This is a genomic window from Streptomyces sp. NRRL B-1347 (genome assembly GCF_000720325.1).
GTDB lineage: Bacteria > Actinomycetota > Actinomycetes > Streptomycetales > Streptomycetaceae > Streptomyces.
In genome coordinates, this window is sequence record NZ_JOJM01000084.1 from 12,173 (window position 1) to 28,929 (window position 16,757).

Annotated in this window: 13 protein-coding genes; 9 read left to right on the plus strand and 4 right to left on the minus strand. The window is 72.4% G+C overall.

What is annotated here, in order from left to right; all coding sequences use genetic code 11:
• The first annotated feature begins 48 nt into the window (after window positions 1-48).
• From IG74_RS0139695 to IG74_RS0139720, 6 genes are all read left to right on the plus strand, one after another.
• Entirely contained in the window at window positions 49-804 is a 756-nt protein-coding gene (locus IG74_RS0139695; protein ID WP_030687529.1) for a redox-sensing transcriptional repressor Rex, read from the plus strand.
• Entirely contained in the window at window positions 801-2,471 is a 1,671-nt protein-coding gene (locus tag IG74_RS0139700; RefSeq protein WP_051856356.1) for a glutamyl-tRNA reductase, read from the plus strand. Before IG74_RS0139695 ends, IG74_RS0139700 begins: the two co-directional genes overlap by 4 nt.
• Window positions 2,468-3,427, plus strand: coding sequence for a hydroxymethylbilane synthase (gene hemC / locus IG74_RS0139705; protein WP_030687533.1), 960 nt, complete (start codon window positions 2,468-2,470; stop codon window positions 3,425-3,427). Before IG74_RS0139700 ends, hemC begins: the two co-directional genes overlap by 4 nt.
• Complete coding sequence (locus tag IG74_RS0139710) at window positions 3,424-5,094, plus strand: uroporphyrinogen-III synthase (RefSeq protein WP_051856361.1); 1,671 nt, start codon at window positions 3,424-3,426, stop codon at window positions 5,092-5,094. The genes hemC and IG74_RS0139710 overlap by 4 nt, the downstream gene beginning before the upstream one ends.
• Before the next feature lie 139 nt (window positions 5,095-5,233).
• Window positions 5,234-6,223 carry a porphobilinogen synthase gene (hemB, locus tag IG74_RS0139715; protein WP_030687537.1) on the plus strand — a complete coding sequence of 330 codons (990 nt, stop codon included), beginning with the start codon at window positions 5,234-5,236 and terminating at the stop codon, window positions 6,221-6,223.
• 93 nt (window positions 6,224-6,316) lie between these two features.
• Window positions 6,317-7,282 carry a zinc-binding dehydrogenase gene (locus tag IG74_RS0139720; protein ID WP_030687539.1) on the plus strand — a complete coding sequence of 322 codons (966 nt, stop codon included), beginning with the start codon at window positions 6,317-6,319 and terminating at the stop codon, window positions 7,280-7,282.
• Between the two features lie 10 nt (window positions 7,283-7,292).
• Here IG74_RS0139720 and IG74_RS0139725 read toward each other — a convergent pair whose 3' ends face one another.
• From IG74_RS0139725 to IG74_RS0139735, 3 genes are all read right to left on the minus strand, one after another.
• Window positions 7,293-8,174: an NAD(P)-dependent oxidoreductase gene (locus IG74_RS0139725; protein WP_030687542.1), complete on the minus strand. Its 882-nt coding sequence runs from the start codon at window positions 8,172-8,174 to the stop codon at window positions 7,293-7,295.
• A gap of 238 nt (window positions 8,175-8,412) precedes the next feature.
• A complete protein-coding gene (locus IG74_RS0139730; RefSeq protein WP_030687544.1) occupies window positions 8,413-8,943 on the minus strand; it encodes a DUF4232 domain-containing protein in 531 nt (176 codons plus the stop codon).
• 122 nt (window positions 8,944-9,065) lie between these two features.
• Complete coding sequence (locus tag IG74_RS0139735; RefSeq protein ID WP_030687546.1) at window positions 9,066-9,821, minus strand: DUF4232 domain-containing protein; 756 nt, start codon at window positions 9,819-9,821, stop codon at window positions 9,066-9,068.
• A 206-nt stretch (window positions 9,822-10,027) separates the two neighbouring features.
• Between IG74_RS0139735 and IG74_RS0139740 the strand changes: the two genes are divergently transcribed.
• Both IG74_RS0139740 and IG74_RS0139745 read left to right on the plus strand, forming a co-directional pair.
• The gene (locus tag IG74_RS0139740; RefSeq protein ID WP_051856363.1) at window positions 10,028-11,503 is read left to right on the plus strand and encodes a helix-turn-helix domain-containing protein; all 1,476 of its coding nucleotides are present in this window, start codon (window positions 10,028-10,030) and stop codon (window positions 11,501-11,503) included.
• A gap of 79 nt (window positions 11,504-11,582) precedes the next feature.
• Entirely contained in the window at window positions 11,583-12,788 is a 1,206-nt protein-coding gene (locus IG74_RS0139745; RefSeq protein ID WP_030687552.1) for a PLP-dependent aminotransferase family protein, read from the plus strand.
• Between the two features lie 56 nt (window positions 12,789-12,844).
• On the opposite strand, the gene argS is transcribed toward IG74_RS0139745, so the two are convergent.
• The gene (gene argS / locus IG74_RS0139750; protein ID WP_030687554.1) at window positions 12,845-14,602 is read right to left on the minus strand and encodes an arginine--tRNA ligase; all 1,758 of its coding nucleotides are present in this window, start codon (window positions 14,600-14,602) and stop codon (window positions 12,845-12,847) included.
• Between the two features lie 227 nt (window positions 14,603-14,829).
• On the opposite strand from argS, the gene lysS reads away from it, so the two are divergent.
• Window positions 14,830-16,590, plus strand: a complete 1,761-nt coding sequence (gene lysS, locus IG74_RS0139755; RefSeq protein ID WP_030687557.1) for a lysine--tRNA ligase — start codon at window positions 14,830-14,832, stop codon at window positions 16,588-16,590.
• Window positions 16,591-16,757 lie beyond the last annotated feature (167 nt).

The following is a 16,757-nucleotide window of genomic DNA, read 5'->3' on the forward strand; positions in this document are numbered from 1 at the left end:
CTTGGGATGTGGGGCCGCCCGCAGCCCCGCTCTACCCGCAGGAGCACCGTGGCAACTGGCCGAACTCACCGACCGGCGACCCGTAGCCGAGGGATCCCCGAGGCCACCGTCGCCAGGCTTCCGCTGTACCTGAGGGCGCTCACCGCACTGTCGGAGCGCTCCGTGCCCACGGTCTCCTCCGAGGAGCTCGCGGCCGCCGCGGGGGTCAACTCCGCGAAGCTGCGCAAGGATTTCTCGTACCTCGGTTCGTACGGAACGCGCGGTGTCGGCTACGACGTCGAGTACCTCGTCTACCAGATCTCCCGTGAGCTCGGTCTGACCCAGGACTGGCCGGTTGTCATCGTCGGTATCGGTAACCTCGGCGCGGCCCTGGCCAATTACGGCGGGTTCGCCTCGCGCGGGTTCCGCGTGGCCGCCCTCATCGACGCCGATCCGGCGATGGCGGGCAAGCCCGTCGCGGGCATGCCGGTGCAGCACACCGACGACCTCGAGAAGATCATCACGGACAACGGTGTCTCGATCGGCGTGATCGCGACCCCCGCGGGCGCCGCCCAGCAGGTCTGCGACCGGCTCGTCGCCGCCGGTGTCACGTCCATCCTGAACTTCGCGCCCACCGTCCTGACCGTCCCGGACGGCGTCGACGTGCGCAAGGTCGACCTCTCCATCGAGCTGCAGATCCTCGCCTTCCACGAGCAGCGCAAGGCCGGCGAGGAAGGGGCGGGCGACGGCGCCGCCGCGCCCGCCGCCTCCCAGGAGCACCGGAAGGGACCCGACGGGGACGTCCCCGCGGTGATGCCGGCATGAGTCTCCTCGTCGTTGGCCTCAGCCACCGGAGCGCTCCGGTGAGCGTCCTGGAGCGGGCCGCGCTCACCGTCGACGCGCAGTCCAAGCTGCTGCACGACACGGTGGCCGCCGAGCCCGCGGCCGAGGCCGCCGTGCTCGCCACCTGCAACCGCATCGAGCTGTACGCGGACGTGGACAAGTTCCACGCGGGCGTGGCCGAGCTGTCGACGCTGCTCGCCCGGCACAGCGGCGTGAGCCTCGAGGAGCTCACCCCTTATCTGTACGTGCACTACGAGGACCGGGCGGTGCACCACCTGTTCTCGGTGGCGTGCGGCCTGGACTCGATGGTCGTGGGCGAGGGGCAGATCCTCGGCCAGATCAAGGACGGCCTGGCGCGGGCGCAGGACCTGCACACCGCGGGTCGGCTGCTCAACGACCTGTTCCAGCAGGCGCTGCGGGTCGGCAAGCGGGCACACTCCGAGACCGGCATCGACCGGGCCGGGCAGTCCCTGGTGACCTTCGGCCTCGAGCAGCTCGCCGGGCGCGAGCCGGTGGAGGCGTGGGCCAAGGGCAAGCGCGCCCTGGTGATCGGCGCGGGCTCCATGTCGTCCCTGGCGGCGGCGACCCTCGCGCGCTCCGGCGTCGACGAGATCGTGATCGCCAACCGCACCCTGGAGCGGGCCGAGCGGCTCACGCAGATCCTCGGTGATGGCGGTACGGGCGTGCGCGCGCGTGCGGTCCGGATGGACGCGGTGGCGGCCGAGCTGACACGTGCCGACGTGGCCGTTTCCTGTACCGGCGCGACGGGCCTCGTGCTCACGGGCGCCGATGTCGCGGCGGCGGTCTCCGGCCGTACGGGTGCGCCCGCGGTGACGCTCCCCGGCCAGACGGGCACGCCCGCGGCCCCCGGCGACGCCGCGCAGGCCTGCGCGGACGACACCTGCCTCGTCACGCCCGCCGACGACCCTGACGCCGCCGAGGACCCCGCCGCCGGTCCGCACATCGGCGACGCCCACGCGTACGAGCAGCACGGCGCGCTCGTCGACAACAGCCCCGCCGTGGGCGGGGCCGCCGCGGTGCGGACCGCCACGGCCGTGGCCCGCGCCCAGGTCGCCGCTCCGGCCCGCGCCGTCGCGCTGGCGCTGCTCGACCTGGCCATGCCGCGTGACATCGACGCGGCCGTGCACCGGGTCGAGGGCGTCCGGCTCGTCGACATCGAGTCGCTCGCGGAGGCCTCCGCCGACGCGCCGATGGCCGCCGACGTGGACGCCGTGCGCACGATCGTGTCCGACGAGGTGGCCGCGTTCGGCGCCGCCCAGCGGGCCGCGCACATCACGCCCACCGTGGTCGCGCTGCGCACCATGGCCGCCGACGTCGTCAGCAGCGAGATCGCCCGGCTCGACGGGCGCCTGCCGGAGCTCGGCGACAAGCAGCGGGCCGAGATCACGCAGACCGTGCGCCGCGTCGTGGACAAGCTGCTGCACGCGCCGACGGTGCGGGTGAAGCAGCTGGCGAGCGAGCCCGGCGGCGCCGGGTACGCGGACGCGCTGCGCACCCTCTTCGACCTCGACCCGGAGACGGTCGCGGCCGTGTCCCGGGCCGACCACCTGCGTGACGCCCCCGGTGTCCAGGCGGGTCAGCAAGACCAGCTCCACCAGAACGACGACCCGAAGCGAGGCCGGGCATGACCGAGAGGGCCCTCAGGCTCGGGACCAGGCGCAGCAAGCTGGCCATGGCCCAGTCCGGCCAGGTGGCCGAGGAGGTCCGGCAGTTGACGGGGCGCCCCGTCGAGCTCGTCGAGATCACCACGTACGGCGACACCTCGCGCGAGCACCTCGCGCAGATCGGTGGCACCGGTGTGTTCGCGACCGCGCTGCGTGACGCGCTGCGCGACGGCGAGGTCGACTTCGCCGTGCACTCCCTGAAGGACCTGCCGACCGCGCAGCCCGAGGAGTTCACGCTGGCCGCCCTGCCGGTGCGCGAGGACCCGCGGGACGTCCTGGTCGCGCGCGACGGCCTCGCCTTCGCCGGGCTGCCGGACGGGGCCCGCGTGGGCACCGGCTCGCCGCGCCGCATGGCGCAGCTCAACGCGTACGCCCGCGCTCACGGACTCACCATCGAGACCGTGCCGATCCGCGGCAACATCGACTCCCGGATCGGATACGTGCGGGACGGGCGGCTCGACGCCGTCGTCCTGGCCGCCGCCGGACTCAGCCGCGTCGGCAGGCTCGACGAGGTGACCGACTTCCTGTCGGTCGACATGGTTCTGCCCGCCCCCGGCCAGGGGGCACTGGCGATCGAGTGCGCCGCGTCCAACGCGGACCTCATCGCCGCGCTCGCCGAGCTCGACGACCCGTACACGCGGGTCGCCGTGACCGCCGAGCGATCCCTGCTCGCCGCCCTGGAAGCCGGTTGCAGTGCGCCCGTGGGCGCGCTGGCCGACTTGCTGGCCGACGGGCAGGTTGTCAAGGAAATGCGCCTGCGCGGCGTCGTCGGTGCCACCGACGGCTCGTCGCTGGTGCAGCTGTCCACCACCGGTCCCGTGCCCGGGACGGAAGACCAGGCGATGGCGCTCGGGCGGGAACTCGCCGCCGAGATGCTCGCCAAGGGCGCGGCCGGTCTGATGGGGGAGCGAGCACTTTGAGCCCCACCTCGAACCTTCCCGGCCTTCCCGCACACGGGCACGTCACCTTTCTCGGTGCCGGACCCGGAGATCCGGGACTGCTGACTCTGCGCGCCGTCGAGGCGCTGGCCCGAGCGGATGTGCTGATCGCCGAGCCGGATGTTCTCGATGTCGTACGCGTGCATGCCCGAGGGGGTGTGGACACGCCGCTGCCCCAGTCGGCTGACGGCACGTCAGAGAGCGCTCAGGTGCCGACAGCTGCACCGGCTCAGGCTGCGGCCAATCTTGTCATGGAGGCGGCGCGGGGCGGCAGGCGGGTCGTGCGTGCGGTGACCGGCGACCCCGGCCTGGACACGGACGCCGCGGACGAGATGCTCGCCTGTGCCGCCGAGGGCATCCCCTTCGAGGTGGTGCCGGGCATCGCGACCGCGGTGGGCGTGCCCGCCTACGCGGGGGTGCCGCTGCGCGACGCACAGGGCACCGACGTGCGCTTCGTCGACGCGCGGACCGCGTCCGACCGCTGCTGGAGCGAGGTCGGGGCGTCGGACGGGACCGTGGTGGTCTCCACGGCCCTGGACTCGGTGGCCGCGGCCGCCGGTGAACTGGTGGCCGCCGGGCGCAAGCCCGATACGCCGCTGACGGTGACCATCGCCGGTACGACGACGCGCCAGCGCACCTGGACGGCGACGCTCGGCACCATCGCGCAGGTCCTCAAGCAGGCGAAGGTCCTCCCCTCGCCCGACGGGGGCCGGCCCGTCATAGCCGTGGTCGGTGAGCGTTCCGCCGCCGCCCGGCGCGACCAGCTGTCGTGGTTCGAGTCGAAGCCGCTCTTCGGGTGGCGGGTGCTCGTGCCGCGCACGAAGGAGCAGGCGGCGTCGCTCTCCGACCAGCTGCGTTCGTACGGCGCGGTGCCGCACGAGGTGCCGACGATCGCCGTCGAGCCGCCGCGCACCCCCCAGCAGATGGAGCGGGCCGTCAAGGGGCTCGTGACCGGGCGCTACGAGTGGATCGCCTTCACCTCGGTGAACGCCGTCAAGGCGGTGCGGGAGAAGTTCGAGGAGTACGGGCTCGACGCCCGTGCCTTCGCGGGCATCAAGGTCGCCGCCGTGGGCGAGCAGACGGCCGCCGCGCTCATCGCCTTCGGCGTGAAGCCGGACCTGGTGCCGAGCGGGGAGCAGTCCGCCGCGGGCCTCCTGGAGGACTGGCCGCCGTACGACCCCGTCTTCGACCCGATCGACCGGGTGTTCCTGCCGCGGGCCGACATCGCCACGGAGACGCTGGTCGCCGGGCTCATCGACCTCGGCTGGGAGGTCGACGACGTCACCGCCTACCGGACCGTGCGGGCCTCGCCGCCGCCCGCGGAGACCCGCGAGGCCATCAAGGGCGGCGGCTTCGACGCCGTGCTCTTCACGTCGAGCAGCACGGTGCGGAACCTGGTCGGCATCGCCGGCAAGCCGCACAACGTGACCGTCATCGCCTGCATCGGGCCCGCCACCGCGAAGACCGCGGAGGAGCACGGCCTGCGCGTGGACGTGATGGCTCCGGAGCCGTCCGTGCACAAGCTGGCGGCGGCCCTCGCGGAGTTCGGCGCGCGGCGCCGGACCGCCGCCCTTGAGGCGGGCGATCCCGTGACGCGACCCAGTGAGCGTCGGCCGGGAGCCCGGCGGCGCCGGGCCGCCGCGCCGTAGGCTGCCTTCCCGGGGTGCGCGCACGGCCCACCCCTTCCCGGGCCAGGGGGGCTGAAGCCCCCCTGGGGCCCGGTTGACGGCGCTTCGCGCCCGTCCGTACAGGCCGGGCGGGCTTGAGACTTGTTGAGGTGCATGCGCAGTGACTGCATACGGTTCCTTCCCCGGCTCGCGGCCCCGGCGGCTGCGCACCACTCCCGCGATGCGGCGCATGGTCGCCGAGACGCGGCTGCATCCGGCCGATCTGATCCTGCCCGCCTTCGTGCGGGAGGGCATCGACGCGCCCGTGCCGATCGACTCCATGCCGGGCGTCGTCCAGCACACCCGGGACACCCTGAAGAAGGCCGCCGTCGAGGCGCTGGAGGCGGGGGTCTCCGGGATCATGCTGTTCGGGGTGCCGGAGGAGTCGAAGAAGGACGCCCTGGGCACGCCGGGCACCGACCCGGACGGGATCCTCCAGGTCGCGCTCCGCGACGTGCGGGCCGAGGTCGGCGACGACCTCATCGTGATGTCCGACCTGTGTCTGGACGAGACGACGGAGCACGGGCACTGCGGGGTGCTCGACAGCGAGGGCCGCGTCGACAACGACGCCACCCTTGAGCGGTACGCGGAGATGGCGCAGGTGCAGGCCGACGCGGGCGCGCACGTGGTCGGCCCGAGCGGCATGATGGACGGTCAGGTCGGCGTCATCCGCGACGCGTTGGACCAGACCGGGTACGAGGACGTGTCTGTCCTCGCCTACACCGCAAAGTATTCGTCCGCGTTCTACGGCCCCTTCCGGGAGGCCGTGGGGTCCTCGTTGAAGGGCGACCGCAAGACCTACCAGCAGGATCCGGCCAATGTCCGCGAGTCCCTGCGGGAGCTGGCGCTCGACCTGGAGGAGGGCGCCGACATGGTGATGGTGAAGCCCGCCGGGCCCTACCTCGACGTCCTCGCCAAGGTGGCGGAGCGCGTGGACGTGCCCGTGGCGGCGTACCAGATCTCCGGTGAGTACGCGATGATCCAGGCCGCCGCCGAGCGCGGCTGGATCGACCGGGACAAGGCGATCATGGAGTCGCTGACCGGGATCAAGCGGGCCGGGGCCAACATGATCCTCACCTACTGGGCGACCGAGGTGGCCCGGCAGCTCTGAGCCGTCTCCGGCGGCGCTTGACTTCAACTTTGGTTGACGTTTCAGAGTGGTGTGCGTCAGGTCGTTCAAGCCGCCCGTTGGGGAGGACCCCAGATGCACGCCGTCGTACTGCGCGAATTCGGACCCGCGGAGAACCTTCGCTACGAGACCGTGCCGGACCCCGAGCCGGGGCCCGGCCAGGTCCGGATCGCCGTGCGGGCGGCCGGGGTCCACTTCATCGAGACCGTGATGCGGGCCGGGGCCGCCAGCGACCTGGCGCCCCCGCTGCCCGAGCTGCCCGCCGTCTTCGGCGGTGAGGTCGCCGGGGTCGTGGACGCGGTGGGCCCCGGGGTCGAAGGGTCCTGGCTGGGCCGGGCCGTCGTGACCGCGTCCGGGACGCCCGGCGGGTACGCCGAGCTGGCCGTCGCCGGGGCGGACCAGGTCTACCCGCTGCCGCAGGGCCTCGGATTCCAGGACGCGGTGGCCATGGTCGTCACCGGCGCCACCGCCGTGGGGCTGCTCGACATCGCCCGGCTCACCGCCGACGACGTGGTGTTGGTGACCTCCGCTGCCGGAGGTGTCGGCCGTCTCGTCGTCCAGCACGCGCTCGCCGTGGGCGCCACCGTGGTCGGCGCCGCGGGCGGGGCCGCCAAGGCCGAGGCCGTGCGCAAGCTCGGTGCCGAAGCCGTCGACTACCGCGAGGACGGCTGGGACGACACCGTCCGCGAGCTGCTCGGCGGCGAGCGGCCCGTGACCGTCGTCCTGGACGGGGTCGGCGGCATCCTGGCCGCCACCGCCTACGAACTCATCGGCGACGGCGGGCGGTTCGTGTCCATCGGGTCCGCCTCGCAGGTCGACTTCACGCCCGCGTCGGAGCGGGGCGTCGCCTACGTCGACGCGCTGCTCGACCTCCTGGCCCGGCCCGAGGACCGGGCCGGCTACCAGAGCCGCGCCCTGGACGCGGGCGCGCACGGCGAGTTGGTGCCCGCCGTGCAGTCCTTCCCGCTGTCCCACGCAGCCGAGGTGCACGCCGCCATGGAACGCCGGGAGACCACCGGCAAGGTCGTGCTCGTGCCGTGAGGGCGAACGCCTAGCCCCGCTTGAGGAGTTCGGCCAGGCGGGAGAGGCCGTCGGCTCCGTGGCCCTGCTCGACCGCGCGGTCGAGCAGGGGCTGCACACCCGCGAACAGCTCGTCGCTGACGCCCGCCTCCGCGAACGTCGCGAGCAGGTTCGGGAACGCCGCCTGGTTCACCTCCAGGCTGGAGACGTCCGTCAGGTGCTGCCCGGACTCCAGGGCGGCCGCGGTGCCGGGCACCATGCCGTGCGTCATCGCGATGATCCAGTCGGTGAGGAGCGGCGCGAACTCCTTCGGCTCCACGCCCGCCTTGCCCGTCAGGGCGAACGCCTGCGCCACGCCCACGGCCATCCCGTACATGCCGGTGAGCAGCGACAGGTCCCAGAGCGCGGCGAGGCCCGCGTCCTGGCCGACCCACTTGGTGTCGGCCAGGGCGGCCAGCGTCTCGCGGTGCTCCTCGAAGGCCTTCTCGTCGCCGCTGTAGAGGATGTACGCGCCCGGCGTCGCGATCATCGGCGGGATCGCCATGATCCCGGCGTCGACGTACGCGATGTCGTGCTTGGCCGCCCAGGCGGCGAGCTCGCGGGCCTGTGCCGGGGTGCCGTTCGTGGTGTTCACCAGGGTCTTGCCGCGCAGCTCTTCGGCGAGCGGTTCGAAGACGTCACGGACGTGGTCGTTGAGCGTGAGGCAGGCGATCACCAGAGGGCTCGCGGTGACCGCGGCGAGGGGCGTCTCCGCGGGGGTCGCGCCCTGGGCCACGAGGGGGCCCGTCTTCGCGGCCGTGCGGTTCCAGACCGTGGTGGGGTGGCCCGCCTTGAGCAGGGCGGCCGCCAGGGCACCGCCCATGTTGCCGAGGCCGAGGACGGACACGGGCGGCTTGGGGGACGCGGAGGACATGGGGCTCCTTCGGAAAGGGTGGGGGATCGAGGTGATGCCTCGATCCTCCGGCCCCGCGATCCATCGGACAAGTACCGACTATTTAGTGGGGTACTTACGAAAAGGTCAGTAAGGGCGCCGCGCCCGCGTACCAGGGAGAGGCGCGCGGGCGCGGCTGAGGCGAGTCGTACGGTGACAGCGGACTACCGGTAGTGGACCACCGGTACTGGACTACCAGTACCGGACCACCAGTAGCGGACTACCAGTAAAGGGCGTCCGCGGCCGTCGACTGCCAGTAGGTGACGAAGGCCGAGCTGTCCACGTACACGCTGCCGCCCGGGAGCTTCGGGTGCGTCGTGGAGCCCACGCTTCCGTTCGCCGCGCGGTTGGCGAAGAGGACGCCGAGCTTCTTGGCGTCGTAGCCGTCCTGGCCCTCCGCCGACGAGGTGCCGATGGCCGCGTACGCGGACTGGCCCGGCTTCAGCGTGACGACCGACTGCGGCTTGCTGTCCTCGATGACGTGGGTGGCGGACTGGGCGTCGTCGAAGCGCAGGTACGGGGCGTTGTACGCGTAACACGTCTTCGTGCCGGTGTTCTTGGCGGTCAGGAGCAGGTGGTTGATCGGGCGGTCGACCTGCTTGACGGTGACCTTGGTGTTGGCGGAGGAGCAGGCGACCGCCGCGGCGGCCTTGGCGGGCGCGGCCGTCGCCGCCGTGCCGGCGAGCGTGGTCAGGGAGAGCGCGGCGGTGAGGGTGACGAGGGCGGCGGCGGTACGGCGGTTCGTGCGCATGGTCGGGTTTCCGTCTCTTTCTCAGGTGGCTTGATCGGTGTGGCTGATATCGCTGGTGTGGCTGGTGTGATCGGTGTCGTCGGTGGGTGCGGTCCGGCGGGCGGCCGGACCGCGGGTGGTGGTCAGTTGAGCGCGTCGGTCGAGCTGGTCAGCCAGTACGTGACGCGCAGCTTGTCGTCGACGTGGACGCCCTTCGCCTGGAGCGCGGCCTCGGCCATCCGGTCGCTGCCCTCGAAGCCGATCTCCAGGCTCTGCGCGGTGTAGCCCTCGCCGCCGCTGCCGTCACCGGCGGACAGGATCACTCCGGCATAGCCCTTCCCGCCCGGCTTGAGCGAGGTGACCGCCTGCGGCTTGGTGTTCTCCATGACCGGCGGGACGGACTGCGCGCTCTCGAACTTGACCCGCGGATAGCCCTTCAGGTCGCACATCTTGGAGCCCGTGTTGGTGACCGTGAGGAGCATGTAGTTGAGGGGGCGCTGCACCGGGGTCGCGGTGATCGAGGTGTTGGCGGCGGAGCAGGCCACGCGGTTCGCGGGGTCGTTCGGGTCGGAGCCCCCGCCGTCGGACGCGCCGGAGGAGGACCCGTCGCCGGACGAGGACCCGCCGCCGGTGCCGCTGCCGGACGTGCCGCCGCCGCTTCCGGTGGAGGCGTCGGAGTCCCCGCCTCCGCGGTCCGCTCCGGAACCATTGGCCCCGGATTCACCGTCAGTCTTGTCGGGCTGCTGCGCGGTGTCGCCCGTCGACGACTGCGTCGACTTCGCAGCGCCCTCGTCCCGGGTGCCGTCTTCGTCGTTGCACGCCGTGAGCGAGAGCGCGGCGACCGCGATCGTCGCGGCGGCGAACAGGCGGGTACGGGAGCGTCGGACGGGCGCACGCATGGCTGGTCTCATCTCGTGTGACGGGGTAGACGCGTGCCACTCGGCCGGACCGCGGCGAGCGGCGTGCTTGGATGACCAACAGCTTGTGCGGGGTTTCGTCCCAGCTGTTAGCCGCACCGCCGAGTTCGGGACGCTGGAACGTTCGTACTGGCCTTGACCTGGGGGAACAGGTGCTGCCTGGAACGGCGGCGCGGGAAGGAGTGGATGTGGGGGCGGGCGATCTCGCGGAGCTGTTGCGAGAACTGAAGGGGCGATCCGGGCTCAGCTACGGAGCCCTCGCCAAGAGATTGCACGTCAGCACGTCGACGCTCCACCGCTATGTGAACGGCACCGCCGTACCCACGGAGTTCGCCCCGGTCGAACGCCTCGCCCGGCTGTGCAAGGCCACTCCGGACGAGCTGGTGGAGGTCCACCGCAGGTGGATCGTCGCCGACGCGACACGCGGGCGGAAGGCGGAGCCGGCGGCCGAACCGCAGGAGCCCGAAGAGCCCCAGGAGTCAGGAAAGCCCGACAGGCCCTCGGTGCCCGAGCCGGAACCGGAACCCGCGCAGGAAGCCGAGCCCGCACCCGAACCGGAACGCGAACCGGAACGCGAGCCGGAACCCGCCCAGGCACCGGAAACCGCACCCGAACCGGAACTCGTACAGCAGCTCCCGCCGCGGCCGAAGTCCCGCCTCCCGCGCGGCAAGCGGCAGCGGCTCGGCGTGCTCGCCGCCGTCGGCGTCGTACTCGCCATCGGAGGCACCGCCCTCGCCGTGCACTCGGCTTCGGGCAGTCCGGGCGGCGACGGCAAGCACTCCGCCGTGGACGACGGACCCCGGCCGGGAACCGAGCGGTCGCCGTCCGGCACGGCGAAGAAGGACCCGTCCGGCACGCCCTCCCGCCCGTCCTCGGCCAAGCCTCCGGGGAAGGGCGAGGACAAGGACGAGGGCGAGGACGAGCGCGACGGCGGTGGCACGAAGAGCGGCCCGCGGGGCGGGGAGGGCAGCGAGGGCCGCGCCCCGGGCTCCGGCGCCAAGTCCTCCGACGGCTCCCGCCGCGCCCCCATCACCGTCTCCACCCAGCCCCAGTACTGGTACGACGAGTGCGGGCGCCCGTACCTCATCAAACGCCCGCCGAACCGGCTGCCCTCGCCGCCCACCCCGCAGGACGCCGCGGGCTGGGTGGGCGCGTTCGACGCCGTGTCGGCCGAGAAGCACGACGTGAAGTTCACCGTCCAGGGGACCGGCAAGGACACCGTCGTCCTGGAGTCCCTGAACGTCCGTGTCGTCGGCAGGAGCGATCCGCCCCGCTGGAACAAGTACCTCATGGGATTCCTGGGCGTGGGCTGCGGCGGCAACGTGCCCAAGCACACCTTCAACGTGAAGCTGGACCGCGGGCAGCCCGCCCTCGTCCCCGACGGCGACGACTTCCCGTACAAGGTGAGCGAGCGCGACCCCGAGACCTTCTACGTCTTCACCACGGTCAAGTCCCGCTACGTGCGCTGGTACCTGGAGCTGGAGTGGTCCAGCGGCTCCCGGCACGGCACGGTCGTCATCGACGACGAGGGCAAGCCGTTCCGCACGAGCGGCGCCCCGGACAACCCCACGTTCGGCTACACCCTCGAAAACCGGGAGTGGGTCAAGGCGTGGCGCAACCCGGACGGCGGGGACGGCTACGAGTGGGAGGGCCAGGGCCAGTAGCAGCGCGTCCGTATCGCGAAACGACTCCTGTAGCGGCCACTCAGCCGCTTAGGCTGATCCGAAAAACGAAGGAGCGTCGATGACCGCCACCGCACCCGCGCCCAGCACCGCACCCGTCCCGCCCCTCGCGGCCCGCGCCGCCGCCGTCGGCGGCTCGCCCGTACGGGACATCCTCGCGGTCACCGCACGACCTGAGGTCATCAACTTCGCGGGCGGCCTGCCCGCGCCCGAGTTCTTCGACAGCGAGGGCTTCGCCGCCGCCTACCAGGCCGTCCTCACCGCACAGCCCGGGCAGGCGCTCCAGTACTCCACGACCGAGGGCGAGCCCGTGCTGCGCGCCCGCATAGCCGGGCGGTACACCGACCGCGGGCTCGCCACCGACGCCGACGACATCCTCGTCACCTCCGGCTCGCAGCAGGCCCTCTCGCTGCTCGCGACGGCGCTCGTCGAGGCCGGCGACACCGTGCTCGTCGAGAACCCCTGCTACCTCGCGGCCCTTCAGGTGTTCGCCTTCACCGGCGCGCGCGTCGTCGCCGTGCCCGGCGACGAGCACGGCATCGACCCCGACGCCCTGGAGTCGCTGATCGCCGAGCACCGGCCCAAACTCCTGTACACCGTGCCGACGTTCCAGAACCCCACCGGGCGCACCATGCCCACCGAGCGGCGCGCCGCCGTCGCCGCCGTGGCCGCGCGGTGCGGACTCTGGCTCATCGAGGACGACCCGTACGGGGAGCTGCGGTTCGAGGGCGAGCGCGCCCCGTGGATCGCCGCTCACGCCGGGGCCGAGGACCGGACCGCGCTGCTCGGCAGCTTCTCGAAGGTGATGGCGCCCGGGATGCGGCTCGGCTGGCTGCGCGCCCCCGCCGCCCTGCGGCGCGCCTGCGCCATCGCCAAGCAGGGCGCCGACCTGCACACGCCCACCGTCAACCAGCTCGCCGCCGCCTGGTACTTGGAGCGGTACGACCTGGACGCGCACGTGGCGCGGGTGGCCGGGGTGTACGGGGAACGGCGGGACGCGATGCTCGCGGGCCTGGCGGACGCGCTCCCCGAAGGATCCACCTGGAACCGCCCCGAGGGCGGCATGTTCCTGTGGGTGCGGCTGCCCTCCGGTTACGACGCGACGGCCCGGCTGCGGGACGTGGTCGCGCAGGACGTGGCCTATGTACCCGGGGCGCCCTTCTACGCGGGCACGCCCGACCCCGCAACGCTGCGGCTGTGCTTCGTGACGCAGACGTCGGACGAGATCGCCGAGGGGCTGCGACGGCTTCGGGCGGGCCTGGCCTAGCGGTTGCCCGCCGCTGTGGGCTGCCACAGCGGCGGAGGGCGGGCGCGGGCCGACTGCTACAGGCGCTCGGGGGTCCTGATGCCCAGGAGGGCCATGCCCTGGTGGAGGGTGCGGGCCGTCAGGTCGCAGAGGAACAGGCGGTTCTCCACCTGGTCCGGGGTCTCCGCCTTCAGGACCGGGCACTTGTCGTAGAACGTCGTGTACAGGGACGCCAGCTGGTACAGGTACGCCGCCAGCTTGTGCGGGGCGTACTCGGCGGCGGCCTCGAAGACCGTGTCGCCGAACGCGTCCAGGTGCAGGCCGAGGCCGCGCTCCGCGGGGGCGAGCTCGAGCTCCGCGTGCGCGGCCGGCTTTGTGTCGCCCGCCTTGCGCAGGATCGACTGGATGCGGGCGTACGCGTACTGGAGGTACACCGACGTGTCGCCGTTGAGCGACACCATCTGGTCCAGGTCGAACTTGTAGTCGCGGCTCGGCGACGTGGACAGGTCCGCGTACTTCACCGCGCCGATGCCGACCTGTGCGGCCCGCTCCTGGATCTCGTCCTCGGTGAGGTCCAGCGCCTTCTCGCGCACCACCTCGGCGGCGCGCTGCACCGCCTCGTCGAGCAGGTCCTCCAGGCGCACGGTTTCGCCCGCACGCGTCTTGAACGGCTTGCCGTCCGCGCCGAGCACCGTGCCGTAGCCCATGTTGTGCGCGGTGACGTTCTCGTTCAGCCAGCCCATGCGCCGGGCCGTCTCGAAGACCATCTTGAAGTGCAGCGACTGCCGCACGTCCACCACGTACAGGAGCGTCATCGCGTCGAGGCCGAAGACGCGGTCGCGGATCGCCGACAGGTCGGAGGCCGCGTAGCCGAAGCCGCCGTCGGCCTTCTGCACGATCAGCGGGACCGGCTTGTCGTCCTTGCCCTTGATGTCGTCGAAGAACACGACGAGCGCGCCCTCCGAGCGCACCGCCACGCCCGACTCCTCCAGGAGCCGCGCGGTCTCCGCCATCATGTCGTTGTACGCGGACTCGCCGACGATCTCCTCGTCGCGGATGCGCATGTCCAGCTTCTCGAAGACCGAGTAGAAGTAGACCTTCGACTCGTCCACGAACCGCTGCCACAGGTCGAGGGTCTCCTTGTCGCCGGACTGGAGGGCGACGACCCGCTTGCGGGCCCGCTCCTTGAAGTCCTCGTCGGCGTCGAAGACCGCGCGCGAGGCCTTGTAGACCCGGTTCAGGTTCGACATGGCCTGGTCGCCGTCCGTGTCGGTCTCGGCCGACAGCTGGTCCGGGTTCTCGATCAGGTACTGGATCAGCATGCCGAACTGGGTGCCCCAGTCGCCGATGTGGTGCCGGCCGATCGTCCGCTCGCCCGTGAAGTCGAGCATGCCGCGCAGCGCGTCGCCGATGACCGCCGAGCGCAGGTGGCCGACGTGCATCTCCTTCGCCACGTTCGGCTGGGCGTAGTCGATGACCGTGATGCCCGGCGCGGCCTTCAGGGGCACGCCGAGGCGGTCGCCGTCGGCCGCGCGGGCCGCGAGCGTCCCGGTGATCGCCTTGTCCGTGACCGTGATGTTCAGGAAGCCGGGGCCGGAGACCTCGATCTCCTGCAGGAGCTCCGGGGCGTCGATCGCCTCGACGACCTGCGCCGCCAGGTCGCGCGGGTTGGCCTTCTGCTTCTTGGCGAGCGCGAGGATCCCGTTGGCCTGGAAGTCGGCCCTGTCACTGCGTCGCAGCAGCGGGTCGGCGGGGGCGGCCTCCGGCAGGGCTGCCGAGAGGGCGTCCGCGAGGCGCTGGTGGACGGAGGCGGTGAGGGACTGGACCGAGGCCATGGAGTGGGTGCCGTTCTCCTCGAGGTGTGGGTAGACCCGGCCAGTATCCCACGGGGCGTCCAGCGGATTTCGCGGTCGCGACGGGCCCGCGCGCGTGCCCTCCGCCGCAGGTCGGCGGCCGGACGGAAAGGCGTTTTCGCGGTTGCGGGACGACCTGGGAGAATGGGTCGGTCCAGCGGTACGCCCGTACGTACCGGCATCGAGGCAGGAAAAGAAGGGCGCCGATCGTGGCTCAGAGCACCGATACCACCGACTGGGTCTCCCGCTACGCGGACGAGGTCATCGCCGAGTCGGAGCGTCGTGCCGCGGGCGCGAAATCCGACGCCGCCGCACCGGTGATCGTGGTCGCCTCCGGCCTGTCCCCCTCCGGCCCCATCCACCTGGGCAACCTGCGCGAGGTCATGACCCCGCACCTGGTCGCCGACGAGATCCGCCGCCGGGGCCACCAGGTGCGGCACCTGATCTCCTGGGACGACTACGACCGCTACCGCAAGGTCCCGGCCGGCGTCCCCGGCGTCGACGAGACCTGGGCGGAGCACATCGGCAAGCCGCTGACGTCCGTGCCCGCGCCCGCCGGGTCCGCGCACCCGAACTGGGCCGAGCACTTCAAGTCCGCGATGGTCGCCTCCCTGCGCGAGCTCGGCGTCGAGTTCGACGGGATCAGCCAGACCGAGCAGTACACCTCGGGGACGTACCGCGAGCAGGTCCTGCACGCGATGAGGCACCGCGCCGACATCGACGCGATCCTCGACCAGTACCGGACGAAGAAGGACCCGGCCAAGGGCAAGAAGCAGCAGAAGCCCGTCGACGAGGCCGAGCTGGAGGCCGCGGAGGGCTCCGGCGCCGCCAGCGAGGACGACGGCAGCGGCGGCTCCGCCGGGTACTTCCCGTACAAGCCCTACTGCGGGCAGTGCGAGAAGGACTTGACCACCGTCACCTCGTACGACGACGAGAGCACCGAGCTGGCGTACGTCTGCACCGCGTGCGGCTTCGGCGAGACCGTGCTCCTGAGCGAGTTCAACCGCGGCAAGCTCGTCTGGAAGGTCGACTGGCCGATGCGCTGGGCCTACGAGGGCGTGGTCTTCGAGCCGAGCGGCGTGGACCACTCGTCCCCCGGCTCCTCCTTCGTCGTCGGCGGGCAGATCGTCCGGCAGATCTTCGACGGCGTGCAGCCCATCGGCCCCATGTACGCCTTCGTCGGCATCTCCGGCATGGCCAAGATGTCGTCCTCGCGCGGCGGCGTGCCCACCCCGGCCGACGCGCTGAAGATCATGGAGGCGCCGCTCCTGCGCTGGCTGTACGCGCGCCGCAAGCCCAACCAGTCCTTCAAGATCGCCTTCGACCAGGAGATCCAGCGGCTCTACGACGAGTGGGACAAGCTGGAGGCCAAGGTCGCCGACGGCAGCGCGCTGCCCGCCGACGCCGCCGCGCACTCGCGCGCGGTGCGCACCGCCGCGGGCGAGCTGCCGAGCACGCCGCGGCCGCTGCCCTACCGCACCCTCGCCTCCGTCGCCGACATCACCGCCGGTGCCGAGGACCAGACCCTGCGGATCCTGGGCGACCTCGACCCGTCGGCGCCGCTCGCCTCCCTCGACGAGGTCCGGCCCCGGCTCGACCGCGCCGAGAACTGGATCACCACGCAGGTCCCGGCCGAGGCCCGCACGATCGTCCGCGCCGAGCCGGACGCGGAGCTCCTGTCGTCCCTGGACGACGAGGGCCGCGAGTCGCTGCGGCTCCTCCTGGACGGCCTGGACTCGCACTGGTCCCTGGACGGCCTGACCCACCTCGTGTACGGCGTTCCGAAGGTGCGGGCCGGGTTCTCCGCGGACGCGACGGCCAAGGAGCTGCCGCCGGAGATCAAGGTGGCGCAGCGCTCCTTCTTCGCGCTCCTGTACCGCCTCCTGGTCACCCGGGAGACCGGGCCGCGGCTGCCCACGCTGCTGCTCGCGGTGGGGGCGGAGCGGGTGCGCAAGCTCCTCGGAGCCTGACCTGGCCCCTGGGCCTCGAACGGGGCCCGGGGCGCGGGCCCCGTCCCCCCGGGGGGTGCTCCCACCCACCCGCCCCTTTCGCGGGGCCTGCCTTGCCGTGGTGTCGGGCCGGGCTGAACAGTTGCTCGGCACCTGGGGCTGTGCCCACCCGTCCCGCCCTGCGGGAC

Coding starts and splice junctions, on each gene's coding strand:
- IG74_RS0139720 (WP_030687539.1), top strand. CDS start 6,317: ATGCACGCCGTCGTACTGCGCGAATTCGGACCCGCGGAGAACCTTCGC.
- IG74_RS0139735 (WP_030687546.1), bottom strand. CDS start 9,821: ATGCGTGCGCCCGTCCGACGCTCCCGTACCCGCCTGTTCGCCGCCGCG.
- hemC (WP_030687533.1), top strand. CDS start 2,468: ATGACCGAGAGGGCCCTCAGGCTCGGGACCAGGCGCAGCAAGCTGGCC.
- IG74_RS0139700 (WP_051856356.1), top strand. CDS start 801: ATGAGTCTCCTCGTCGTTGGCCTCAGCCACCGGAGCGCTCCGGTGAGC.
- argS (WP_030687554.1), bottom strand. CDS start 14,602: ATGGCCTCGGTCCAGTCCCTCACCGCCTCCGTCCACCAGCGCCTCGCG.
- IG74_RS0139725 (WP_030687542.1), bottom strand. CDS start 8,174: ATGTCCTCCGCGTCCCCCAAGCCGCCCGTGTCCGTCCTCGGCCTCGGC.
- IG74_RS0139730 (WP_030687544.1), bottom strand. CDS start 8,943: ATGCGCACGAACCGCCGTACCGCCGCCGCCCTCGTCACCCTCACCGCC.
- IG74_RS0139745 (WP_030687552.1), top strand. CDS start 11,583: ATGACCGCCACCGCACCCGCGCCCAGCACCGCACCCGTCCCGCCCCTC.